Annotated in this window: 21 protein-coding genes and 1 tRNA gene; 14 read left to right on the forward strand and 8 right to left on the reverse strand. The window is 65.4% G+C overall.

What is annotated here, in order from left to right:
- The 5 genes from CRO01_RS00375 to CRO01_RS00395 are packed head-to-tail and all read left to right on the forward strand — an operon-like array spanning window position 1 to window position 5,050.
- The gene (locus CRO01_RS00375) at window positions 1-954 is read left to right on the forward strand and encodes an ABC transporter permease (RefSeq protein ID WP_097007143.1); all 954 of its coding nucleotides are present in this window, start codon (window positions 1-3) and stop codon (window positions 952-954) included.
- A gap of 6 nt (window positions 955-960) precedes the next feature.
- Window positions 961-1,998 (forward strand): ABC transporter permease, encoded by a 1,038-nt coding sequence (locus CRO01_RS00380; RefSeq protein WP_097007144.1) that lies wholly within the window; start codon window positions 961-963, stop codon window positions 1,996-1,998.
- Window positions 1,999-2,000: 2 nt separating this feature from the next.
- Entirely contained in the window at window positions 2,001-3,080 is a 1,080-nt protein-coding gene (locus CRO01_RS00385) for an ABC transporter ATP-binding protein (protein WP_097008288.1), read from the forward strand.
- The gene (locus tag CRO01_RS00390) at window positions 3,073-4,446 is read left to right on the forward strand and encodes an ABC transporter ATP-binding protein (protein WP_097007145.1); all 1,374 of its coding nucleotides are present in this window, start codon (window positions 3,073-3,075) and stop codon (window positions 4,444-4,446) included. The genes CRO01_RS00385 and CRO01_RS00390 overlap by 8 nt, the downstream gene beginning before the upstream one ends.
- A gap of 55 nt (window positions 4,447-4,501) precedes the next feature.
- Window positions 4,502-5,050, forward strand: coding sequence for a hypothetical protein (locus CRO01_RS00395; protein WP_097007146.1), 549 nt, complete (start codon window positions 4,502-4,504; stop codon window positions 5,048-5,050).
- Between the two features lie 6 nt (window positions 5,051-5,056).
- On the opposite strand, the gene CRO01_RS00400 is transcribed toward CRO01_RS00395, so the two are convergent.
- From CRO01_RS00400 to CRO01_RS00415, 4 genes are all read right to left on the reverse strand, one after another.
- Window positions 5,057-5,947, reverse strand: a complete 891-nt coding sequence (locus CRO01_RS00400; RefSeq protein WP_097007147.1) for a hypothetical protein — start codon at window positions 5,945-5,947, stop codon at window positions 5,057-5,059.
- Between the two features lie 60 nt (window positions 5,948-6,007).
- The gene (locus tag CRO01_RS00405; RefSeq protein WP_097007148.1) at window positions 6,008-7,045 is read right to left on the reverse strand and encodes a bactofilin family protein; all 1,038 of its coding nucleotides are present in this window, start codon (window positions 7,043-7,045) and stop codon (window positions 6,008-6,010) included.
- 456 nt (window positions 7,046-7,501) lie between these two features.
- Window positions 7,502-7,576: transfer RNA gene (locus tag CRO01_RS00410), tRNA-Met, on the reverse strand.
- Window positions 7,577-7,639: 63 nt separating this feature from the next.
- On the reverse strand, window positions 7,640-8,086 hold the full coding sequence (locus tag CRO01_RS00415) for a GtrA family protein (protein ID WP_097007149.1): 447 nt from the start codon (window positions 8,084-8,086) through the stop codon (window positions 7,640-7,642).
- Window positions 8,087-8,251: 165 nt separating this feature from the next.
- Here CRO01_RS00415 and CRO01_RS00420 point away from each other — a divergent pair, with 165 nt between their 5' ends.
- Window positions 8,252-8,623, forward strand: a complete 372-nt coding sequence (locus CRO01_RS00420) for a methylglyoxal synthase (protein ID WP_097007150.1) — start codon at window positions 8,252-8,254, stop codon at window positions 8,621-8,623.
- A 6-nt stretch (window positions 8,624-8,629) separates the two neighbouring features.
- Here the strand turns inward: CRO01_RS00420 and CRO01_RS00425 are convergent, their stop codons facing one another.
- A complete protein-coding gene (locus CRO01_RS00425; protein WP_097007151.1) occupies window positions 8,630-8,884 on the reverse strand; it encodes an HAH_0734 family protein in 255 nt (84 codons plus the stop codon).
- Between the two features lie 122 nt (window positions 8,885-9,006).
- Between CRO01_RS00425 and CRO01_RS00430 the strand changes: the two genes are divergently transcribed.
- The 8 genes from CRO01_RS00430 to CRO01_RS00465 all read left to right on the forward strand — a co-directional run bounded on the left by CRO01_RS00430 (window position 9,007) and on the right by CRO01_RS00465 (window position 13,437).
- Window positions 9,007-9,285: a 50S ribosomal protein L44e gene (locus CRO01_RS00430; RefSeq protein WP_097007152.1), complete on the forward strand. Its 279-nt coding sequence runs from the start codon at window positions 9,007-9,009 to the stop codon at window positions 9,283-9,285.
- 5 nt (window positions 9,286-9,290) lie between these two features.
- Entirely contained in the window at window positions 9,291-9,464 is a 174-nt protein-coding gene (locus CRO01_RS00435; RefSeq protein WP_097007153.1) for a 30S ribosomal protein S27e, read from the forward strand.
- A 20-nt stretch (window positions 9,465-9,484) separates the two neighbouring features.
- Window positions 9,485-10,285 (forward strand): translation initiation factor IF-2 subunit alpha, encoded by an 801-nt coding sequence (locus tag CRO01_RS00440; RefSeq protein ID WP_097007154.1) that lies wholly within the window; start codon window positions 9,485-9,487, stop codon window positions 10,283-10,285.
- A 6-nt stretch (window positions 10,286-10,291) separates the two neighbouring features.
- A complete protein-coding gene (locus tag CRO01_RS00445; RefSeq protein ID WP_097007155.1) occupies window positions 10,292-10,474 on the forward strand; it encodes an RNA-protein complex protein Nop10 in 183 nt (60 codons plus the stop codon).
- Between the two features lie 5 nt (window positions 10,475-10,479).
- Entirely contained in the window at window positions 10,480-11,241 is a 762-nt protein-coding gene (locus CRO01_RS00450; protein ID WP_097007156.1) for a proteasome assembly chaperone family protein, read from the forward strand.
- Window positions 11,242-11,361: 120 nt separating this feature from the next.
- Complete coding sequence (locus CRO01_RS00455) at window positions 11,362-12,516, forward strand: thiolase family protein (protein ID WP_097007157.1); 1,155 nt, start codon at window positions 11,362-11,364, stop codon at window positions 12,514-12,516.
- The gene (locus CRO01_RS00460; RefSeq protein ID WP_097007158.1) at window positions 12,513-12,890 is read left to right on the forward strand and encodes an OB-fold domain-containing protein; all 378 of its coding nucleotides are present in this window, start codon (window positions 12,513-12,515) and stop codon (window positions 12,888-12,890) included. The genes CRO01_RS00455 and CRO01_RS00460 overlap by 4 nt, the downstream gene beginning before the upstream one ends.
- Window positions 12,891-13,059: 169 nt before the next feature.
- Window positions 13,060-13,437, forward strand: coding sequence for a hypothetical protein (locus CRO01_RS00465; RefSeq protein ID WP_097007159.1), 378 nt, complete (start codon window positions 13,060-13,062; stop codon window positions 13,435-13,437).
- Between the two features lie 90 nt (window positions 13,438-13,527).
- Here CRO01_RS00465 and CRO01_RS00470 read toward each other — a convergent pair whose 3' ends face one another.
- The 3 genes from CRO01_RS00470 to CRO01_RS00480 are packed head-to-tail and all read right to left on the reverse strand — an operon-like array spanning window position 13,528 to window position 17,472.
- Window positions 13,528-14,250 (reverse strand): DUF7547 family protein, encoded by a 723-nt coding sequence (locus CRO01_RS00470; RefSeq protein WP_097007160.1) that lies wholly within the window; start codon window positions 14,248-14,250, stop codon window positions 13,528-13,530.
- Between the two features lie 43 nt (window positions 14,251-14,293).
- Window positions 14,294-15,379 (reverse strand): phosphotransacetylase family protein, encoded by a 1,086-nt coding sequence (locus CRO01_RS00475; RefSeq protein ID WP_097007161.1) that lies wholly within the window; start codon window positions 15,377-15,379, stop codon window positions 14,294-14,296.
- Complete coding sequence (locus CRO01_RS00480; protein ID WP_097007162.1) at window positions 15,376-17,472, reverse strand: acetate--CoA ligase family protein; 2,097 nt, start codon at window positions 17,470-17,472, stop codon at window positions 15,376-15,378. Before CRO01_RS00480 ends, CRO01_RS00475 begins: the two co-directional genes overlap by 4 nt.
- Window positions 17,473-17,610 lie beyond the last annotated feature (138 nt).

The raw sequence follows: 17,610 nt of genomic DNA on the forward strand, positions 1-17,610 counted from the left end.
ATGAGTCTTCGACGGTTCATACTGAAACGCGTGCTGTTGACCGTACCGATACTGCTCGGTGTGTCGGTGATCACCTTCGCGATGGTCCATCTAACGCCGGGCGATCCGGTCGACCTGATGGTCGCAATGAATCCCGACATCTCGCCGGCCGAGAAGGCGCGTCTCCGCGAGCAGTACGGGCTCAACGATCCCATCTGGGTCCAGTACTTCTCGTGGTTAACCGACGCGCTGCAGGGCGACTTCGGGCAGGTCATCCGGAGCAACCGCGAGGTCAGCAAGATCGTCGCCTCTCGGATCCCCGCAACGATCGTGCTCGGTCTGTTCGGATGGGTGTTCGCGCTGCTGATCGCAATCCCGACCGGTATCTACGCCGCAGTACGAAAAGATCAGCTCGGTGACCACGTGAGCCGCTTCGCGGCGCTGTCGGGCATCTCGATCCCGAACTTCTGGCTCGGACTGATGCTCATCTTGATCGGCTCGATCGTGCTCGGACTCTGGCCCGTGTTGCCGCCACGAGAGCCGCTGTACCACCCCGAGATGCTGTGGTACCTACTGTTGCCCGGCATCACGATCGGGACGGCGTCGGCGTCGACGCTCATGCGCATCATGCGCTCGTCGATGGCCGAGGAACTGAACAAGGAGTACGTCACTGCGGCGAAGGCCAAAGGCCTTCCTCAGCGAACCGTGATTCTCAAGCACGTGCTCCGGAACTCCCTGATCTCGGTTACGACCGTGGCCGCCTTCCTCACTGCGAATATCGTGGCCGGTTCGGTCGTCGTCGAGGTCGTGTTCAGCTGGCCCGGACTCGGCAAGGAGTTCGTCGATGCGATTATCTCCCGTGAGGTGAATCTCATCTTGGCAATCACGCTGTTTACCGGCGCAGCGATCGTGCTGGCAAACCTGCTCGCCGACATCGTCTACGCGATGCTCGACCCGCGAATCAGATACGACTAACAACACATGTCTACAGAACGAGGACGAATTCAGATCTCCGGGTTCGACCCGGCCCGCGTAGAGGACCGCGAACGCCTATCCGACTGGACCGAAGACACCGGCGGCGAGACCGAAGGCCGCTGGCGACGCGCTTGGAAGCGATTCAGGCGCAATCGGACGGCGATGCTCGGGCTCGGCGTCGTCCTAGTGATGTCGCTGATGACGTTTTTCGCCCGCCCGATGTCGGTCGCTGGTGTCACGATTCAGCCGCTCTCGCTGGCGCCGTACGATCCCGAGGCGATTCTCTATCTCGAACCTGGCGTCGACGCGGGACGGTACGACCCGCCGTCGATGGCCCATCCGATGGGCACCGACGCGTCCGGTCGGGACATGCTCTCCCGGATCATGGTCGGCGGTCGGTACAGCATCTCGATCGGTTTCGTCGTGGTGGTCATCACCGGCACGTTCGGGATGATCTACGGCAGCATCGCAGGCTACTACGGCGGCTGGGTCGACGAAGTGATGATGCGCTTTGTCGACACCGTGTTCGCGTTCCCCGGCCTGATGCTTGCGATGGTGCTGGTCGCCATGCTCGGCGGGGGCTACTGGCAACTCGTCGCGGCGTTTGCGATCCCCGGCTGGGCGATCTACGCGCGACTCATCCGCGGTGAGATACTGAAAGTCAAACAGGAAGAGTACGTGATGGCGGCCAAGGCGCTCGGCGCACGGGATCGGTCGGTGATCTTCAAGCACGTCGCGCCCAACGCCGTCGCGCCCCTGATCGTACAGGCGTCGCTGTCGGTCGGCACCGTCGTCATCGGCGTGGCCGCGCTTGGCTTCCTCGGCATCGGCTTCCCGCCGGGAACGCCCGAGTGGGGAACGATGCTCGACCAGACCCGCGAGACGATCATTCAGGGTCCCGGCGGCTCGATCCCGTGGTGGGCGACCGTCTTCCCCGGCGGAGCGATCTTCATATTCGTGATGGCGATGAACATGATCGGTGACGGAATCAACGACGCGCTGGACGCACAGGAGACCACTGTCAGCCAGCAGGGAGGTGGGTGATCGTGTCCCTGCTCGAAGTCAACGACCTGACGGTGAAGTTCTACACGCAGGAGGGCGTCGTCGACGCCGTCGACGGCCTCTCGTACTGCATCGAGCGGGGCGAGAAGTTCGGCGTGGTCGGGGAAAGCGGCGCCGGCAAGAGCGTGACTGCGCTCTCGCTGATGCGCCTCATCGAGAACCCCGGACAGATCGAGAGCGGCGAGATTCTGTTCAAGGGCGACGACCTCTTGGAGATGAGCGAGGAGGAGATCCAGTCGATCCGCGGCAACGAGATCGCGATGATCTTCCAAGACGCTCAGACGGCGCTCAACCCCGTCTATCCCGTCGGCGAGCAGATCGCCGAGGCCGTCCGACACCACCTCGACTACGACGAGGAGGCCGCCCGCGATCGAACGATTCAACTGCTCGATCAGGTGGGGATCCCGGAAGCCGAAACCCGCTACTCCGATTACCCCCACCAGTTCAGCGGCGGGATGCAACAGCGCGCCGTCATTGCGATGGCGCTGTCCTGTGATCCCGACCTGCTGCTCTGTGACGAGCCGACGACCGCACTCGACGTCACGATCGAGGCGCAGATCCTCGAACTCCTCGAGGAACTGGCCGAGGAGACCGACACCGCGATCCAACTGATCACCCACGACCTCGGCGTCATCGCGGACATCTGCGATCGCGTGATGGTGATGTACGCCGGCAAACCCGTCGAGAAGGCGCCCGTCGAAGAGCTGTACTACGACCCGAAACATCCCTACACCGTTGGACTAATGAGTTCGATCCCACGATTGGGCGACACCCGAGAGCGTCTGCAGACGATCCCGGGAACCATGCCGGATCTGGTCGATCTGCCGCCGGGGTGTAGCTTCCACCCGCGATGCCCCTTCGCCGAGGAGGCGTGTACTCGCAAGGAGCCGCCGCTGCTCGACCCCGAAACCGGCGAGGAGGTGTCCGACGAGGCGGCGCCCCACGCGGCCGCCTGTCTGGAGTACAGCGGTGACCTCACTGAAGGGCTCGACTACGAGGTCGACGTGAGCGGCACCGCCGTCGCATCCGAAGTTCCGCAGGCGGGAGGTGATTCCAATGACTGACGACGAGCCGATTCTGCGAGCGGAGAACCTGACGAAGTACTTCGACGCCAGCGAGGGCTTTGTCGACAACCTGCTGGGCCGCTCCCAGCAAGTCAAGGCAGTCGACGGCGTCGACCTCGAACTCAACGAGGGCGAGACGCTGGGCGTCGTCGGCGAGAGCGGCTGCGGGAAGACGACGCTCGGCCGGTCGCTGCTCAAGCTGATCGAGCCGACCGACGGCTCGGTGTACTACCGACAACCTGACGAGGAGACGGGCGCCCGCGAGGAAGTCGACCTGACCGAGGCGTCGAGCAAGCGCCTGCGGAGCCTCAGGACGGACCTCCAGTACGTCTTTCAGGATCCGTTTTCGAGCCTGAATCCTCGACTGACCGTCGGCGATATCATCGGCGAGCCGTTGGACATCCACGATATCGCCGAGGGCGAGGAGCGCACCGAGCGCATCTACGAACTGCTCGAAACGGTCGGTCTGAACCCGAGCCACACCAACCGATACCCACACGAGTTCTCCGGCGGCCAGCGCCAGCGAATCGGCATCGCCCGCGCGCTCGCGGTCGACCCGGAGATCATCGTCTGCGACGAGCCGGTAAGCGCGCTCGACGTGTCGGTGCAGGCTCAGATCCTGAACCTGCTCGAAGACCTCCAAGAGGAGTTCGGGCTGTCGTACATCTTCATCGCACACGACCTGAGCGTCGTCGAGCACATCTCCGACCGAATTGCGGTGATGTATCTCGGCGAGGTCGCCGAGACTGGCACGACCGAAGAGGTGTTCTCGCCGCCGTATCACCCCTACACGGAGGCGCTGCTCTCGGCGATTCCGGAGCCGGACCCGCTGTGGGAGGGCGATCAGATCCTGCTCCCAGGTACCGTTCCGTCGCCGATCGACCCGCCGTCTGGCTGTCGGTTCCACACTAGATGTCCCCGAATCATCCAACCCGACGAGTACGACCTCGATCAGGAGGTCTGGCGATCGGTCGTCGACCTCAAGTTGCGAGTTCGGGACGCCGAGGGTCTGGCGGCGGTCACAGCCGTCGAGGAGAGCGACGACGGTCGCACCGACCCGACGACGGCATCCAGAGCCGAACTCGACGAGCTGGTCCGTGCCGAGTTCGATCTCCCGGAGACGCTCGCTGACGCCGACGCCGAACGCGAGCTGTCGGACGCCGTCGACGCGCTCGCCGACGGCGATCTCGGCGCTGCGGGCGAACAGCTCGACGCCGCCTTCGAATCGCCCTGTGAGGCACACGAGCCCGAGCGGATCGAGACGGGCGACTCACACCGGATCGCCTGTCATCTCTACGACGACCGCTTCGAGGGCGATGCGATCTCGGTCGAAGACGGCATCGACGACGCCGTCGCCGACGACTGAGGTCGCGGCTCCTTTTCCCCAAACCCTTTAGTCGACGTGTCGCCAGCACTCGATAATGCGCCGCATCTACGACTCGGAGGCGCTTCGGCGGGACGACGACGCGTTCACCCCGAACGAGCGCGACGACGATGACCGTCCCCAGTCCCTCCGGTCGATCAACGGAGGCGCGTGGAGCCGTCGGCTGCTCCCCCAGCGGCTGTGTTTCCGCGCAATCGGCGTCGAGATATCGACGCCACGCACCGAGTTCCCCGAGGGCGAACCCATTCCGTTTGCCGTGACGATGAAGAACGCGCTCCCGGTTCCGGTCTCGATCCGAACGAACTCGCCGTTGTTGTGGACGTGGAACGTCGACGGCGACGAAGAAGCCGCCCGCGTTCCGCTCCGAGACCCGCCCGACGAGAGCGGCACCTTCGCGTTCGACCGCGGCGAGCGCAAGCAGTTCAGAAAGCGATGGCGACAGCTATTTCGCGTCACCGAGTCGGAGTGGGAACCGGCCGCCCCCGGCGAGTACACCATCGGTGCCGGGATCAACGTCGACGATCCAGCCGAAAAGGGCCTCTACGACGAGACGACGATTCGAATCGTCCCAGATTCGTCCCGGTGACGGCGCTCAGGCGGGCTGTCCGGCGTCGTCGGCTTCGATCATCGACGGATCGAACTCCAACAGCGTCTCGTCACAGTCGATACACCGCGCCCGCGCGACATCGTAGGACCGACAGCAGGACTCGACGGTGTCAGTTCCGAGTTCGACGCCGCCGCCACACAGCGGGCAGGTCTGTCGGAACGATCGGAGCGATTCGAGGATATTGGCGCGTTGTCCGACAGGCACCTCGGTCCACCGATCCGTGTGAGCACGAAGTGCGCGGTCAGCCGCAACGTCTGCGATCAGCGCGGCTTCCGACGGCCAGCTCCGAAGGCGGTTGTACACCTCGAAGGTCGGATGCTCGCTCTCCTGTCGGGTCACGGCCTCCGGATCGGCGTCGAACAGCACCTCGATATCCTCGACCGACGGCTGCTCGTCGCGGTACTGCTCGGTGTACTCGTCGAGCCGTCGACCGAACTCGTCGGCGAAACAGAGGTCGTCCTCGTGGTCACAGGGCGCGACGACGGCGGCTGACAGCAGAAACTCCTCGGGATCGACCGCGTCTCGCTGCTCGCGCTCGCGCTGCTCGACGGCGTCCCACGACTCCTCGTCGTGCTCGTCTAGCGGATGTTTGTCGAACAGCGCGAGCACTCTATCAGGCAGGTAGCGCTTGGTCAGCGTCGGCGTCCCGGGGACGAGATAGCCCCACAAGTAGATCGTCACGAGACTACCGGCGAGCACCGCTGCGGCCAGCCCTCCGGCGACGATTTCGCCCGCCGGCCCGGCGGCGACCCAGACGAGCACGCTCGCGGCCGCCGCGATGGCGACGTTGACGATCGTACACGGCGTACATCTGTTCTCGCCGGTGTACTCGGGCTTTCGCAGACGAGCGAGCACCGACGCGTCGTTTTCGGCCATATCCGTCATTGAGCCACCCGGTGAAAATAGGTTTGGGTGCCCCACGTCTGTCGGTGGGCCCTACTCGCGTGCTCGTCTGTGTGCCGCTCGCTCCCGTCTGGCGTCACCGAGGGCCAGCGCGATCGCGCCGACGCCGATCAACGCCACGATTCCCGACACCACCGGGCCGACGTACGGCACCTGCGATACGATGCCGACCAGCAGCAAGCCGACCAGCAGCGCGAGCCAGCGATTGCGTGCTCCGACGAGCCCGATCAGCCACGCTCCGACGGCGAACTGTCCGTACACCGTCGCTATCCAGACGTACAGCACGAACAACAGAACGCCAGCAATCGCCAGCGGCAGGCCGATTACCGTGATCGCCAGCAACGCTATCAGTATCGGGACGCCGATCAACACCACCAGTCCGACGCCGACGCTCCCGAGCACCGAGCCGGACGCTCTACCGGCGACATCGCGCGCGAACCCGGGCGCGAGCAAGAGCAGGATCGCCCCGACCAGCAGATTGATCACCAGCGCGTACAGCGCCAGCACCCACTGGAGCGCCGTCGGGTACTCGATCGGCCCGGCCGCGACGCTTGGATCCTCGGCAACCTCGCCGCTGACCTCCGCGCCGTCGCTCCGTTCGAGTTCGCCAGCGTAGGTGAAATCACCGCCGATCAGCGCGCTCTCGCCGAGATAGATCGACCCCGCGGCGACTTCGGCGTCCTCGCGCACGACGCCGTTGATCGTCGCACCGCCCGCGGCCGTCGACAGCGAGCCGTTGATCTGTCCGTTCGACCCGAGTCGGACGTTTCCGCCAGCCGCGTCGACATCGCCGCCCACGTCGCCGTCGATCCGCAGGTCGCCGGTCATCGTCTCGACGTCACCGGTCACGTTGCCGTTGACCGTCACCGACCCACCGATCACCGACAGGTCGCCATCGACGGTGCCGTCGACGACGACCGTCCCGCCGATGACGGACAACCCGTCGACCGTCTCGTTCTCCTCGACGACGACCGTCCCCCCGGTTCGCGTCTCTTGGGCAGCCGCGGTCCCCGGCACGGCCACGAGGCCGACGAGTAGCACGACCGCCAGCATGGCCCACGTCCGATTCATGTGCCGTGCTACCGTCACTGTCGGCAAGTAGTTAGTTCGGAAGTCGTTTCCTACCCGACCGATCTTGCTGGGTTCGGTTTCTGGTCACTGATCGGTACTCTACAGGCGGTTGATCTCCACAGTCCGCTTGCTCTCTCCGGCATCCGTCCGGAGCGACGCCGCTGCCGCGGCTTCTCGGCGCTGCTTGACGCCGTAGGTTGGGCTCTCGACTCGGAGGCATCGTCCGGTCGGCGTCCAGTCTTGCCGTGCAGTTGTGTCTCCAGATCGTTGTGAGGAGTGCCAGCGGCATCGGCTCGTCGACGTAATGGAACGTATTGACAGAGCGGGAGGTGGATTTGAACCTCGGTCGTTCCGCGTCGCTTCACTCCCTGCTTCAAATCCACTCCGGACGATATTTGCCGAACTCAGCACTGCTCGACGATAAAACGTCTCGCAGTATTGAGTTCGGCAAAAGTATAGCGGGAGGTGGATTTGAACCACCGGTCTGCGGGTTATGAGCCCGCCGGAATCTCCTGGCTATCCCATCCCGCTACCACATCGTACCGCCGTCCGCTAGTTAAGGGTTGCGTTTCGGGAGCCCTGTGGGGATTCCTGTCATCGATGGACGCGCCACGTGAAGTAGCTCTCCGCGAGGAAGTTCACGACGAAGCCACAGGCGATGCCGACAGCGTTCGCTGGCAGGTACGACAGACCAGCATAGCGTACCAGCAAGACGAGGACGGTCGTTGCGACGACGAGTCCGCCTGTCCGCACGAGGTTGGACGTGAGCAGCCGCCTGACCGTCGGCCGAAGACCGGTTCGTCCCCACTCCGAGAACGTCCACCGTTCGTTGACGACGAACATCACGATGATCGCCGCCTCGGCGCCGACGAGCTTGCCGGCCGCGGGCGAGTACCCGTGGAACTCGACGAGCAGGTACAGGAGCGCGAAATCGACGGTCGTACCGGCAAATCCGACGGCGGCAAACTGCGCGAGGCGGCCGCTGTTGACCAGCCCTCGGATGCGGCTCTGGACGATCTCCAGCGAGGATTCACCGGACATCAGTGGCGGAGCGGCACAGCACCTCCGTGGTGCTCTCGTGTGTTCCGGCCTCTCTCGATCGCGTTGCGACGCACCATCTTTCCAGACTCTTTTGCTTGCGAGGTTAAAAGGTTCGGCCGCGAGAAAGTGCGCAACGACTAACTTTGCCTCCGACGAGACACTGGTATGACGCGGATCGCGCTCATCGCACACGACGAAGAGAAGCCCTCGATGATCGAATTTGCGAGCAATCACGAGGAGACGCTCGCACAGTTCGATCTGACAGCGACGGGAACGACCGGTAAGCGTCTGATGGAAGAGACCGATCTCGAGGTCGAACGCAAGGAGTCGGGACCGCTGGGCGGCGATATGATGATCGGCGCCGAGGTCGCCGACGGCAGCATGGACGGAATCATCTTCCTGCGCGATCCGTTGACCGCACAGCCCCACGAGCCCGACATCTCGGCGCTGCTGCGGATCTGTGACGTCAAAGACACCGCGCTGGCGACGAACCGTGCCTCCGCGGAGTTCCTCATCGAGGGACTCGCGGATCAGTAGCGCGATTTAGCCCGCGCGCTGGACGACGCTAACATCGCCGGCGTCGTAGCGCTCGACGTCGAGGAAGTGGGGGATATACTCTCGTTTCTCGTAGGTCTCGCGTTCGCCCTCGGTGCCGGCGACGCACCACAGCTGGACCTCCTCGGGGCCGTGCCACTCGCCGTTGCGGTTGATCTGGAACAGCGTCAGTTCCTCGCCGTCTATCTCGACGACGCCGTTTTTCCGGACGCCGGGGTCCCCAGTGATGATGAGACGCTTCATGACCGGGGTTTCGGACGAACGCCAATTAAGCGCTTCGAGACTCCGCGGGCTGACGGGGCCGTTCCGAACCAAACGCGTTTTAAGCGACGGTGGCCAACGACGTTCCAAGGAGATCGATATCTATGGAGATGCCACGCCGATTCAACACGTACTGCCCGCACTGTAACGAACACCACCAGCACGAAGTCGAGAAGGTCCGCCGCGGCCGCGAGACCGGCATGAAGTGGATCGACCGACAGGAGCGACGCAACAAGGGCATCGGTAACGACGGTAAGTTCTCGAAGGTGCCCGGTGGTGACAAGCCCACCAAGAAGACCGACCTCAAGTACCGCTGTGGCGACTGCGGCAAGGCCCACCTCCGAGCGGGCTGGCGCGCCGGCCGACTGACGTTCCAAGAGTGATTATTATGGCAGGAAACTATTTCAGCGTTGCATGCCCCGACTGCGAAAACGAACAGGTCGTCTTCGGTAAGGCTTCCAGCGAGGTCGCCTGCGCCGTTTGTGGACACACGCTCGCACGCCCGACCGGCGGCAAGGCCGCCTTCGAAGGCGAAGTCCTCGAGACCGTCGAGGCGCGGTGAGCGTCCCGAGGTGATCCCGAATGCAATATAGTGGCTGGCCCGAATCCGGGGAACTCGTGGTCGGAGAGGTCGACGAGATCGAGGACTTCGGCGTCTTCGTGGACCTCAAAGAGTACGAGGACAAGCGCGGTCTCACCCACGTCAGCGAGGTCGCTTCCGGCTGGATCAAGAACGTCCGGGATCACGTCCGCGAGGGACAGACTGTCGTCGCCAAGGTCTTAGATGTCGACGAGGACGCCCAGCAGATCGACCTCTCGATCAAGGACGTCAACGACCACCAGCGCTCGGACAAGATCCAAGAGTGGAAAAACGAGCAGAAGGCCGACAACTGGATGCTGCTCGCGTTCGGCGAGGACATCGGCGACGACGAGTACGCTCGGATCGCAAACGAACTCCTCGCCGAGTTCGGCAGCCTCTATGCCGGCTTCGAGGAGGCCGCGATCCACGGCCACGAAGCGCTCGAACCGACCGACCTCGACGACGACGATATCGACGCGCTCGTCGAAACCGCACGCGAGAACGTCTCGGTGCCCTACGTCAACGTCACCGGCTACGTCGACCTCGAATGTGGCACCAGCGAGGGCGTCGACGCGGTCAAGGAGGCCCTGCAGGCCGCCGAGGGCAACGGCGAAGTGCCCGACGAGGTCGATCTGGAAGTGACCTACGTCGGCTCGCCCGAGTACCGCATCAAGGTGCGAGCGCCCAACTACAAGACCGCCGAGTCCCAGCTCGAAGACAGCGCCGACCGCGCCGTCGCGGCCATCGAGGAGATCGGCGGCACCGGCGGCTTCCACCGCGAGCGACGCACCGAAGAAGAGTAATCGACGATGAAGGCGGATCTCCGGGTGTGTTCGGCGTGGCGAAATCGCCACGAACGCCCGGTGTACACCCTTTCTGCGAGCTGTCCGGAGTGTGGCGCCGACGCCGTCAACAGCGCTCCCGCTCCCTTCGATCCCGAGGACTCCTACGGGGAGTACCGACGCTCACTTAAGCGCCGCGCCCGGGAGTAAGCCGTATGGACGAACTCGATATCGAGTCGGTAGCGGACGCCGAACTGGACGATCCGGTGCTGGTCGAGGGGCTGCCGGGCGTCGGCCACGTCGGCAAACTCGCCGCCGAGCACCTGCTCGACGAGTTCGACGGGACGCTCGTTCGTCGCGTCTACTCCGAGCACTTCCCACCGCAGGTCGAGGTCGGGGGTGACGGCGTCGCCGAACTCACGAGCGCCGAGTTCCACGCCGTCGAGACCGAGGGCCGCGATCTGCTGGTCCTGACCGGCGACAATCAGGCCCAGAGCAACGAGGGTCACTACCGGCTGACTGATGCCTTCCTCGACGTGGCCGAGGACTTCGGCGTCGAGGCGGTGTACGCACTTGGCGGCGTCCCGACGGGCGAACTCATCGAGGAGTACGACGTGCTCGGCGCCGCCACCGCCGAGTCGCTCGTCGAGGATCTCGAAGATGCTGGCGTCGACTTCCGCGAGGACGAACCCGCCGGCGGCATCGTCGGCGTCAGCGGCCTCCTGCTGGGGCTGGGCGAGCGCCGCGGCGTCGATGCCGCCTGTCTGATGGGCGAGACCAGCGGCTATCTGGTCGATCCCAAGAGCGCACAGGCCGTACTGGAGATCCTGCAGGACCAACTCGACTTCGAGGTCGACTTCGCCGATCTGGAGGACCGCGCCGAGGAGATGGAGGAGGTCATCGGCAAGATCCAAGAGATGGAACAACAACAGCAGCCGAACGTGCCGAGCGACGACGACCTGCGCTACATCGGCTGAGACAGCCTTTTTTCGACGCCGAAATTCGGATTCGACTGGTTTGAACGCCCCGCTCGCCGACTCCCAGCGACGGCATCGTATACCACGGCTTATATTATACCGAGGGCTGAGAGTCAGACCATGGACCGCGTTGCAGTCATCGGCGCGTCGATGACGAAGTTCGGGCAGCGCGACGCTTGGATCCGCGAGCTGCTCTCGCAGGCCGGCGAGGAGTGTCTCGCGGACGCCGACGTCGAGCCCGACGAGATCGACCACCTGTACGTATCGAACATGGCCAGCGGCGAGTTCGAGGGCCAAGGCGGCACCCCGAACCTGCTCGCTCACGACCTCGGCGCCATTCCGGCCTACACCGAGCGCATCGACCAGACCAGCTCCAGCGGCGGCGCGGGCATCTACGCCGCGTGGCGCTCGATCGCAAGCGGCGCCAGCGACATGACGCTGCTGGTCGGCGGGGAGAAGATGACCCACAAGACGACCGCCGAGGCGACCGACGTAATCGCCTCGATCACCCATCCCGCCGAGTACAAGCACGGCCTGACGCTGCCGAGTTTCGCGGGCATGACCGCCCGGCGCTACCTCCACGAGCACGACGCGCCCCGGGAGAGCCTCGGGAAGGTCGCCGTCAAGAACCACAAGAACGGCGTCGACAACCCCAACGCCCAGTTCCAGAAGGAGGTCGGCCTCGACACCGTCCTCGAATCACCGATCGTCGCCGACCCGCTGCGCCTGTACGACTTCTGCCCGATCACGGACGGAAGCGCGGCGCTGTTGCTCTGTCCCGAATCGGTCGCAAAAGAGCACGCCGACGAGTACGCCGTCATCTCGGGCATCGGCGGCGCGACCGACACCCACGTCGTCCACGAGCGCGACGACCCCACCGTGATGGGTGGCGTCGTCGACAGCGGGGAAGAGGCCTACGAGATGGCCGGTATCGGCCCCGACGATATCGACGTGGCCGAGCTCCACGACATGTTCACCATTCTGGAGTTCCTCCAGATGGAGGGGCTGGGCTTCGCCGAGCAGGGCGAGGCGTGGAAGGAGATGGACAAAGGGACGACCGAGCGCGACGGCGAACTGCCGATCAACACGTCCGGCGGACTCAAGTCCAAGGGCCATCCGCTGGGCGCCAGCGGCATCGCACAGGCCGTCGAGATCTACGAGCAGGTGCTCGGCGAGGCCGGCCCGCGGCAGGTCGACGCCGATGTCGGGCTGGCGTGTAACGTCGGCGGCTTCGGCAACTGCGTCATCACCACGATCATGGAGGCAGCACAATGAGCGACGAGCCACCGATGGAAGCACAGCGCTACGAGGACGGGTCGATCTCCTACCCGACCCACCCCCGGAGTCTGAACGGCGCCGAGCCCACCGAGACGATCGACCTCAGCGAGTACACCGCCGAGGTGGTCACGTGGACCGAAAGCACCGCGACGCCGCCGGGCGTTCGCCAGCCCAACACGATCGCAATCGTCGAGTTCGACGTTGACGGCGAGCGCGTGCGCGCGGTCGGGCAGGTCGTCGAGGACGCCGACGTGGAGATCGGCGACGAAGTCGAGCCGGTGTACGCCGAGGAACTCCGCGAGCCCGGCGCCGGCATCAAAGAGCCGGAAAGTCAGGAGTGGGACGGGTACCGCTTCCAGCCTGTCCAGTGAGCGCGTCGGCGCGAACAACAGGCTGGGAGTGGAGGTTCCGACCGACACAGTGAGCGCGTCGGCGCGAGCAGTAGGTTCGGAGCGAAGGTGAGAGCCTGTCCAGTGAGCGCGTCGGCGAGTTCCCTTCGCCTACGTAACATTTTATTGGCGGTGTGCGAAACCCATTCGTATGACTGACACGGCCGAGCGGAGGCTGATACTTCAGGACCTCATGCTCGCGGCCTCGAACCTCGTTATGTTCCTCCTGCTGGACGGGACGCTCTCGGCGACCGGCGAGTGGTGGATCGCCGCGGTCGTCGCACTCGTCAGCGGCGGTCTGTTCGCCGCGGCGGATCGAACCCGCGCAGGGTTGTGGGCGTTGTTCGTCGCCGGGGTGGCCGCTATCGGAGGGATCGTCTGGATGACGACCCTCGACGCGCCTCCGGTTGGCGGCTTCACGCGGCTCTTTCTCGGCCTCGCGCTCGGGCTGGGCGGCAACAGATTCGTCTTCGGCGTCGTTCGGCCGGTGCCCGAATTCCGGCGTCGACGACAGGCGAGCGCCAAATGAATGGGCCACAATCAGACAAAGCGGCGGTTGACCTTCGCGCACGCTTTTCAGCACGACCGGCCCCGGCAGCGACGGCGCGCTCGACGCCGGCTACGCTTCGTCCTCCTCGTCCTCGTCGTCGTACTGATCCTTGATCGACTGGAGTTCGGCGTCCACGTCGACCTGCGGACCGGTGTTTTCGCTGCTCTCCTGCTCGCCGCCGTCGCTGGTGCCTTCCTCGTCAGCTTCGCCGTCACCGTCGCTCGACGCCGAAATGCCCGCGTCGCGCTCGGCCTCGCGCTCACGACGCCGTTGTTCGTCGGCGGTGTCTTCGGCGTCACGCACCTGTGCTTCGAGGTCGTCCCGCAGTTCGCGTGCTTCGGTCAGAATCTCGCGGGCGGTTTCCTCTCGTGGGAGTGACCCCTCCTCGACGGCTGTCTGGAGTTCGTCCAGCGCGTCGTCGAGACGGTCCAGCGTTTCGCGGCCGATCCGGTTGGCGCCCTCGCGCACGACCCGGCCGCCCTCGCGGGCCCGATCGGCGGCTTCGGTGCCCTGATCGCGCGCTCGGCGTTCCGTCTCGGCGAGCCGGATCGCCTTCTGGACGGCTTCGAGTAGCTTGATGTTGACTTCGAGCACGGCGATCGTCGCCGGAATCGCCACCTCGTCGGTGAATCGCAGGACCTCCCGCGGCGTCGGCGGGCGGGGGAGACCGAGGGGGCCCCGCGGCGGCCGGCGACGCGGACCGACCTCGTCGCGGAGGTCGCGCAGGGAGTCCGCGAGTTCACCGGCCGTCCGGGCGAGCTCCTCGTCGCTGGCGTCGGACCTGTCGCTCATGCCTTCGCGTTGGCGCGGCCACGACAAAAATGAGGCGGTCGGATCAGTCGTCGTCGCCGCTCGCGCTGACGCCGGCGAGGATTTCGTCCACGTCGGCGTGGTCGGCCAGCAGCGCGCGCATGCGCTCGACGGTCGTCGCGTCGCGGGTCCGCCCCTCGCTGACGACGCCCTCGGCGCGGTCGATGGTGGTGAGGGTGTCGGTCTGGACGACCAGAATCGGGACGCCCTTCTCCTCTGCCTTGCCGACGACGGCGCCGGAGGGCCGGTGGCCGCCGGTGAGGATCAGACACTCGACGCCCGGCGCTTGCAGCGCGGTCGTCTGGATGTCCGAGCGGTCACCGCCGGTGATGACGGCGGCGTCGCGGGTGCGCCGGAAGTGCCGAAGCGCGGCGTCGCTGCCCATCGCGCCGACGCTGAACCGCTCGACGTAGGCGTCGGTCGGCACGTCGGTCAGCACGTCGGCGCCGAGTTCGTCGGCCAGATCGCCGACGGTGATGCCGGCGAGATCCTGCTCGCGGGGCAGCGCGCCGAAGACCGGCACGTCCTCGCCTTCGAGGAACGGCGTGATGTCGGTCTCTAGCTGGTCGAACGCGTCGTCGGTGACGGCGTTGAACAGCACGCCCGCCAGCCGGTCTTCGAGGCTGCGAGCCGCGGCGAGCACGTCGTCGGCGTCGCCGGGATGGCCGTAGCCAGCTAGCACCAGCACCTCGGCGTCGAGCAACTCGGCAACGTCGGCGTCGGTCAGATCGACGATGCCGCCGGTCGTCAGCGAGCCGCCGCCCTCGACGATCATCAGGTCGCGGCCGGCCGACAGCGAGTCGAAGTGCTCGCTGACCTGTTCGCGGAGGTCCTCGGCGGACTCTTGGCCGCGAACCGCCTGCTCGATGAACGTCGGCGAGTAGACGACGGGTTCGAGCTCGTGCATCTCGGCGTCGAGATCGAGCAGCTCGCGGGCGAGCATGGGATCTTCGTCCAGCGTCTTCCCGACGCGGCTGCGCAGGCGGGTGCCCTTCGGTTTCATGTAGCCGACATCGAGGCCGCGTTCGCGGGCCAGCAGCCCGAGCGCGACGGAGACGGCTGTCTTTCCGGTTCCTTCTTCGGTCGAGGTGACGAGTATCGTCTTGGTCATAGTTCCTCCGTGTCAACGGTGAGTCTGAGGTCGATCGCCTGTACGCCGTCGGGGCCCGCCACGAGCGGGTTCACGTCGAGTTCCAGTATCGCCGGGAAATCGGTCGCCAGTTGCGAGAGCCGCTGGAGTGTCTCGACGACGGCGTCGAGATCGGCCGGCGTGCGTCCGCGGGCGCCCCGCAGCAGCGGCGCGGCCTGAATGTCGTCGATCATCTCCGTGGCTTCGGGTTCGCTGATCGGCGCGATCTTCACTGTGGTGTCCTCTAGGACCTCGACGAAGATCCCGCCGAGGCCGAAGAGGACCATCGGTCCGAACTGCGGATCGCGGTTCAGCCCGACGATCGTCTCAGTGCCGGCGTCGAGGTCGGCCATCTCTTGGACCTGCACGCCGGTGATCGAGGCGTCGGGCTGGTAGTTGTGCGCGCGGGTAACGAGATCCTCGTAGGCGTCGTAGACGTCTTCGGTCTCGACGCCGACTTTGACGCCGCCGATGTCGGACTTGTGGAGGATGTCCGGCGAAACGATCTTCATCACGACCGGCCCGTCGATGCCTTCTGCGACCGACTCTGCCGCTTTGGGGGAGTCGACGACATCGCCTTCAGGCGTCGGGACGCCGTAGGCATCGAGCAGCTCCATCGCTTCGACGCCGAGCCGGTTGTCGTCGCGGTCCTCGGCGCGCTCGAGAATCTCGCGTGCGCGCTCGCGGTCCACGTCGAAGTCGGCGGGCGCCTCGTGGTCGCGCCGGCTCACGTCGCGGTACTCCGAGAGGGCGCCGACGCTGCGCACTGCGCGGGCCGGATCGAAGTAGTTTGGAACGCCGCTGTCTTCGAGCACTTCGGCGGCCTCCTCGGTGCTCTCGCCGCCCATCAGCGCCGTCACGATCGGCGCGTCGTACTCGTCCCGAACGTCGGCGACGATGTCTGCCAGTTCCTCGAAATCCAGCACTGCCGTCGGCGCCGCGACGATGATCGCCGCACCGACGCCGTCGTCTTCGAGCGAGATTTCGAGGGCCTCGCGGAACCGCTCTGCAGGGGCGTCGCCGAGCACGTCGACGGGGTTGTAGATGTTCCCCTCGTCGGGGAGCATCTCGCCGTACGTTTCGAGCGTCTCGTTCGAGAAGTCAGCGAGACCGAGCCGCGAGTCGCCGATGGCGTCAGTCGTCATCACGCCCGGGCCGCCGGCGTTGGTGATCACGGCAACGTCGTCGCGCTCGGGGACGGGCTGGCCCGAGAGCATCTGCGCGTAGTCGAACATCTCCTCGACGGTGTTCACCCGGAGGACGCCAGCCTGATCGAGTCCGGCTTCGTAGGCCTGCTCGCTGCCGGCGATCGTCCCCGTGTGCGAGGACGCCGCCTGCGCGCCGGCCTCGGTCCGTCCGGACTTCACGAGCACGATCGGCGTGTCCTCGGACACCTCGCGAGCCGTGTCGATGAACTCCCGCCCGTGGTCGATCCCTTCGAGGTAGCCGATGATCACGTCGGTCTCGGGGTCGTCGCCCCACTCGCGGATGAAGTCCGTCTCGTCGAGGACGGCCTCGTTGCCCAGCGAGACGATGTCTTTGAACCCGAGGTCCTGATCGTTCGCCCAGTCGAGCACGGCCGTGATGAACGCGCCCGATTGACTCATAAAGGAGATCGAGCCCTCCAGCGCGTTCTCGGGGCCGAACGTCGCGTTGAGCCCGCTGGTCGTGCTCATGATCCCGATGCTGTTGGGGCCGACGAGGTTCATATCGTACTCCTCGGCGACCTCGATCAGCTCGCGCTCGCGGGCGGCGCCCTCGCTGCCGGTCTCGCTGAAGCCGGCGGTGATGACGACCACGTCGTCGACGCCTTCCTCGCCGGCCTCGCGGACAGCATCGACCACGATACCCGGCGGAACGACCACCACGGCGAGGTCGACTGGCGGCGCGTCCGCCAGCGATTCATAACAGTCCAGTCCCAGCACCGCGTCACGGTTCGGGTTTATCGGAACGACGCCTCCGTCGAAGTCGGCCTGCAGATTGGTCAGGATCGCACGTCCGACAGATCCTTCCCGGTCTGTGGCGCCGACTACGGCCACGCGCTCCGGCCCGAACAGGTCCGATAACGCTCCCATCGCTAGTCGGTACTGATGATATCCACTACAAAAAGCACCCCGACCTCTCTCGCATTATAAGAACGTCGAACATATTCGGAAGCTACTTTGGCACTAAGATACGGTTGAGAAGAATTCTTCACGTTCGTACGTTTACGT

Origin of the sequence: Natronoarchaeum philippinense (assembly GCF_900215575.1) — an archaeon.
In the GTDB taxonomy this organism is placed as follows: domain Archaea; phylum Halobacteriota; class Halobacteria; order Halobacteriales; family Natronoarchaeaceae; genus Natronoarchaeum; species Natronoarchaeum philippinense.

Excerpts from the sequence above, each read along its gene's own strand:
- CRO01_RS00460 (WP_097007158.1), top strand. The coding sequence starts at position 12,513 with ATGAGCGACGAGCCACCGATGGAAGCACAGCGCTACGAGGACGGGTCG.
- CRO01_RS00475 (WP_097007161.1), bottom strand. The coding sequence starts at position 15,379 with ATGACCAAGACGATACTCGTCACCTCGACCGAAGAAGGAACCGGAAAG.
- CRO01_RS00450 (WP_097007156.1), top strand. The coding sequence starts at position 10,480 with ATGGACGAACTCGATATCGAGTCGGTAGCGGACGCCGAACTGGACGAT.
- CRO01_RS00405 (WP_097007148.1), bottom strand. The coding sequence starts at position 7,045 with ATGAATCGGACGTGGGCCATGCTGGCGGTCGTGCTACTCGTCGGCCTC.
- CRO01_RS00415 (WP_097007149.1), bottom strand. The coding sequence starts at position 8,086 with ATGTCCGGTGAATCCTCGCTGGAGATCGTCCAGAGCCGCATCCGAGGG.
- CRO01_RS00440 (WP_097007154.1), top strand. The coding sequence starts at position 9,485 with ATGCAATATAGTGGCTGGCCCGAATCCGGGGAACTCGTGGTCGGAGAG.
- CRO01_RS00480 (WP_097007162.1), bottom strand. The coding sequence starts at position 17,472 with ATGGGAGCGTTATCGGACCTGTTCGGGCCGGAGCGCGTGGCCGTAGTC.
- CRO01_RS00445 (WP_097007155.1), top strand. The coding sequence starts at position 10,292 with ATGAAGGCGGATCTCCGGGTGTGTTCGGCGTGGCGAAATCGCCACGAA.
- CRO01_RS00375 (WP_097007143.1), top strand. The coding sequence starts at position 1 with ATGAGTCTTCGACGGTTCATACTGAAACGCGTGCTGTTGACCGTACCG.
- CRO01_RS00455 (WP_097007157.1), top strand. The coding sequence starts at position 11,362 with ATGGACCGCGTTGCAGTCATCGGCGCGTCGATGACGAAGTTCGGGCAG.
- CRO01_RS00380 (WP_097007144.1), top strand. The coding sequence starts at position 961 with ATGTCTACAGAACGAGGACGAATTCAGATCTCCGGGTTCGACCCGGCC.
- CRO01_RS00430 (WP_097007152.1), top strand. The coding sequence starts at position 9,007 with ATGGAGATGCCACGCCGATTCAACACGTACTGCCCGCACTGTAACGAA.
- CRO01_RS00425 (WP_097007151.1), bottom strand. The coding sequence starts at position 8,884 with ATGAAGCGTCTCATCATCACTGGGGACCCCGGCGTCCGGAAAAACGGC.
- CRO01_RS00435 (WP_097007153.1), top strand. The coding sequence starts at position 9,291 with ATGGCAGGAAACTATTTCAGCGTTGCATGCCCCGACTGCGAAAACGAA.
- CRO01_RS00470 (WP_097007160.1), bottom strand. The coding sequence starts at position 14,250 with ATGAGCGACAGGTCCGACGCCAGCGACGAGGAGCTCGCCCGGACGGCC.
- CRO01_RS00400 (WP_097007147.1), bottom strand. The coding sequence starts at position 5,947 with ATGGCCGAAAACGACGCGTCGGTGCTCGCTCGTCTGCGAAAGCCCGAG.
- CRO01_RS00395 (WP_097007146.1), top strand. The coding sequence starts at position 4,502 with ATGCGCCGCATCTACGACTCGGAGGCGCTTCGGCGGGACGACGACGCG.
- CRO01_RS00390 (WP_097007145.1), top strand. The coding sequence starts at position 3,073 with ATGACTGACGACGAGCCGATTCTGCGAGCGGAGAACCTGACGAAGTAC.
- CRO01_RS00465 (WP_097007159.1), top strand. The coding sequence starts at position 13,060 with ATGACTGACACGGCCGAGCGGAGGCTGATACTTCAGGACCTCATGCTC.
- CRO01_RS00420 (WP_097007150.1), top strand. The coding sequence starts at position 8,252 with ATGACGCGGATCGCGCTCATCGCACACGACGAAGAGAAGCCCTCGATG.